This window comes from Pseudomonas sp. P5_A2_2 (assembly GCF_054177685.1).
Genome location: NZ_JBGCUL010000420.1, coordinates 1 through 3,866 on the forward strand (window position 1 = coordinate 1; position 3,866 = coordinate 3,866).

General features: G+C 60.2%; 4 protein-coding genes. 2 read left to right on the forward strand and 2 right to left on the reverse strand.

Going from position 1 to position 3,866, the window contains the following annotated elements:
- Nucleotides 1-107: 107 nt before the first annotated feature.
- The gene (locus ACXRVY_RS19625; RefSeq protein WP_223456652.1) at nucleotides 108-653 is read right to left on the reverse strand and encodes a twin-arginine translocation pathway signal protein; all 546 of its coding nucleotides are present in this window, start codon (nucleotides 651-653) and stop codon (nucleotides 108-110) included.
- A 27-nt stretch (nucleotides 654-680) separates the two neighbouring features.
- Complete coding sequence (locus tag ACXRVY_RS19630) at nucleotides 681-2,111, reverse strand: coniferyl aldehyde dehydrogenase (RefSeq protein WP_223456654.1); 1,431 nt, start codon at nucleotides 2,109-2,111, stop codon at nucleotides 681-683.
- A 145-nt stretch (nucleotides 2,112-2,256) separates the two neighbouring features.
- Here ACXRVY_RS19630 and ACXRVY_RS19635 point away from each other — a divergent pair, with 145 nt between their 5' ends.
- Nucleotides 2,257-2,928 (forward strand): TetR/AcrR family transcriptional regulator, encoded by a 672-nt coding sequence (locus tag ACXRVY_RS19635; RefSeq protein ID WP_223456657.1) that lies wholly within the window; start codon nucleotides 2,257-2,259, stop codon nucleotides 2,926-2,928.
- Between the two features lie 34 nt (nucleotides 2,929-2,962).
- Complete coding sequence (locus tag ACXRVY_RS19640; protein WP_223456659.1) at nucleotides 2,963-3,817, forward strand: sulfurtransferase; 855 nt, start codon at nucleotides 2,963-2,965, stop codon at nucleotides 3,815-3,817.
- Nucleotides 3,818-3,866: the final 49 nt, after the last annotated feature.

Here is a 3,866-nt window from a genome sequence, read left to right on the forward strand (position 1 = left end):
GTGAAGCGGCTGGCCCCATCGCGAGCAAGCTCGCTCCCACATTGGTTCTGCGTCGTTCATAAATCCCCTGTGGGAGCGAGCTTGCTCGCGATGGGGTCGACTCGATTTCAGACTGTTGGCGGCCCGGGATACCCGCAATGCGCCCACGATTCTTTGCGGCCGTACCAGGCCATCATCACCAATTGCAGCAAAGAACTGTGACCCATGCGCAACAGGCTCAATGAGCTATTTTCCCAGCGGTTCAGAAACTGCCGGATATCATCGGCGCTGGCGTTTTCCCAGCTGCTCCAGATCCCGGTCAGCGGTCCACGGGTCACGGCCATGCCCAACACATCGAACAGTTGCTGGGTCAGTTTGAGCATTTCCGGTGACAAGTGAGCGAGGTTGTAATCAAGGCTTTTCAGTGTGCCCTCGACAGCCTCGGGCATCCGTTCGGAAGTTACGGCACCATCGAGCATGACTGGAATCAACGCCCGCAAAAACAGCAGGTCGCCGCTTCGCAACGTGACGAAGCCACTGGCCGGAACACTCGACGAACAGCCGCTGAGGCTGGCGCCCAATCCGGCAGTGGCGAGAAAGGCGCTGGCGCCGAGGCTGAATTTAAGTAGCCCGCGCCGTGACAGCGCGGGTGTATCGCAAAGGCTGGGGTTCATTATTGTTATTACCCGACGGTGAGATCGTTAGCGGATGAACAGCTTCTGGATCAGCTTCTGGATCGATTTGCCATACGGCGGGTAAATCAGTTTCGCCGCGTTGAAGCGCTGCTTGATCAGCACGCCCTTGGCCTTGCTGAAGGTCAGGAACCCTTCATGACCATGATAATGACCCATGCCCGAGGCACCGATACCGCCGAACGGCATGTCGTCCTGGGCGACGTGCAGCAGCGTGTCGTTCAGGCACACGCCACCGGAATGGGTTTCGTGCAGCACGCGCTGTTGTTCGCGCTTGTCGTAGCCGAAGTAATACAGCGCCAGTGGGCGCGGGCGCTGGTTGATGTAGGCAAATGCCTGGTCCAGATCCTTGTACGGCACGATCGGCAGCAGCGGTCCGAAAATCTCGTCCTGCATCACCGTCATCTCGTCGGTGACATTGAGCAGCAGGCTATGGCTCATGCGTCGGCCCTGGCCCTGGTCGAACAGCGGCATCAGCAGCGCACCCTTGCTGGTGGCGTCGCTGACGTAGCCGTTTAGGCGCGCCAGTTGTCGCTCATTGATGATCGCGGTGTAGTCCGGGTTGTCGGCCAGCGTCGGATAAAACCCGCGGACGGCTGTGCGATAGGCTTCGACGAAACCTCCGACGCGATCCTCCGGCACCAGTACGTAGTCAGGGGCCACGCAGGTCTGGCCGGCGTTCAAGGTTTTGCCGAAGGCGATGCGCTCGGCGGCGTCCTTGAGCGGCACGTCGCGGGAAACAATGGCCGGGGACTTGCCACCCAGTTCCAGGGTTACCGGGGTCAGGTTTTCCGCGGCGGCGCGCATGACGTGTTTGCCGATGCTGGTGGCGCCGGTGAACAGCAGGTGATCGAACGGCAGGCGTGAAAACGCCACGCCCATATCGGCCTCGCCCAGGACCACGCAAACCAGGTCTTCGGGGAAGATGCGCGCCAGCAACTGCTTCATCAGCAAGCCGGTAGCGGGAGTCGATTCACTGAGCTTGAGCATCACCCGATTGCCCGCCGACAGCGCGCCGACCAGCGGGCCGATGGCCAGGTACAGCGGGTAGTTCCACGGCACGATGACCCCGACCACGCCCAGCGGTTGGTAAACGACTTTGGCCGAAGCCGGCTGGAAGGCAGCGCCCACCTTGCGCCGCGACGCTTTCATCCAGCCCTTGAGGTGTTTGCTGGCGTAATGGATGCCGTGCAGGCTGGGCATCAGTTCGGCGAGCAGGGTTTCATCGGCGCTACGATGGCTGAAGTCCTGGCTGATCGCATCGATCAGGGCCTGGCGTTCATTGTTCAACAAATCCTTCAGCGCCTTGAGCCATTGTTGGCGCTGCGCGGCGGGTGGCATCGGGTTGGCGGCGTAGGCGGCACGCTGGGCGTCGAACAGGGCCTGAAGCTCTTCCAGCGGCTGCTGTAGGTTCTGCAGGTAGGAAATTTCAGCAGTCATGGTCGGCTCCGGATTTATTGTAATGGGGCACTTTCTAGAGTCTATACTCTAAAAAGTCAAATGACATCCTGTAACAGCTTTGTTTTATCCACTCGCGGATAGATCTAAGATGCCCGTCAACGCACTCTGAATTAAAGCCCAAGCCATGGCCCCACGGATCAAAACCAGCGAGCGCATCGTGCAGAACAGCCTGGAGCTGTTCAATCAACAGGGCGAGCGCAGCATCAGTACCAACCACATCGCTGCCCATATGGAAATTTCCCCGGGCAACCTGTACTACCACTTCCCCAACAAGCAGGCGATCATCGCTGTGCTGTTCAGCGAATACGAGAGCCTGGTGGACAGCTTCCTGCGCCCGCCCCAGGGCCGTACTGCCACGGTGGAAGACAAACGCTTCTACCTCAAGGAGCTGCTGGCGGCGATGTGGCGTTACCGGTTTCTGCATCGCGATCTCGAACATTTGCTCGACAGCGATCCGGACTTGGCCGACCGCTATCGACGTTTCTCTCAGCGCTGCCTGATCCAGGGTTCGGCGATCTACGAAGGCTTCGTCGCCGCTGGCATCCTGAAGATGGACAAGGTGCAGATCGAATCCCTGACGCTCAATGCCTGGATCATCCTCACGTCCTGGGTACGTTTCCTGTGCACCACGCGGGAGAATTCCAGCCACTTGAGCGAGCAGGCCATTAAACGCGGGGTGTATCAGGTTTTGGTGCTGGAAGCCGGGTTTGTCACGGATGAGGCCCGCGATGCGGTCAATGCCTTGTTCGAAGAGTTTTACGTGCCCCTGGCCCAGGCGCTTGAGGAAGTGTCGTAGGATCGAAGTCCGATAAAAATCACAGGAGCCCGTTATGCCCATTGCGCAATTGATCAGCCCGCAAGCACTGGACCTGAAAAAGGACCAGCCGGGGCTGGTGATTCTGGATTGTCGTTTTGCCCTCGAAGACCCGGATTACGGTCAGCGCAGCTATGCCGAAGGGCACATTGCCGGTTCGAGCTATGCTGACCTTGAGCGTGATCTGAGTGGCGCCGTGGTCAAGGGCGTGACCGGGCGTCATCCGTTACCCGAACCCGTGCAATTGATCGAGCGCCTGCAAGCCTGGGGCATCAACGCCGATAGCGAAGTGGTTTTGTACGACGATGGTCCGGGTGCCTATGCGGCGCGGGCCTGGTGGCTGCTGGCATGGTTGGGTAAGCGCGATGGCGTATTCATCCTCGATGGCGGACTCAAGGCCTGGCATGCGGCGGGGTTGCCGTTGAGCCTGGATACGCCGGCGATCACCCGTGGCTCCTTCACCGGCAGTCCTGATACGGCGTTGCTGATCAGTGCCGAGCAGTTGCAAAAGCGCCTCGCCCGGCCGGAACTTACCCTGCTCGATGCCCGCGCACTGCCGCGATTCAAGGGTGAAGTGGAACCGATCGACCCGGTTGCCGGGCACATTCCCGGTGCCCAGTGCGCGGCGTTTACCGACAACCTGGGCGCAGACGGGCTCTTCCTGTCGGCCGATCAGCTCAAGCAGCGTTTCGCCGCAAAACTGGGTGATCGTTCGCCGACCGATCTGGTGGCGTACTGCGGTTCCGGCGTGACGGCGTGCCACAACCTGTTTGCGTTGTGTCTGGCCGGTTATCCGCTGGGTTCGTTGTATGCCGGGTCGTGGAGCGAATGGATCAACGAGCCTGCGCGGGGCATTGCCACTGGCGAATGAACGCCACGAAACCCTGTGGGAGCGAGCTTGCTCGCGATGGCGGCTTAAC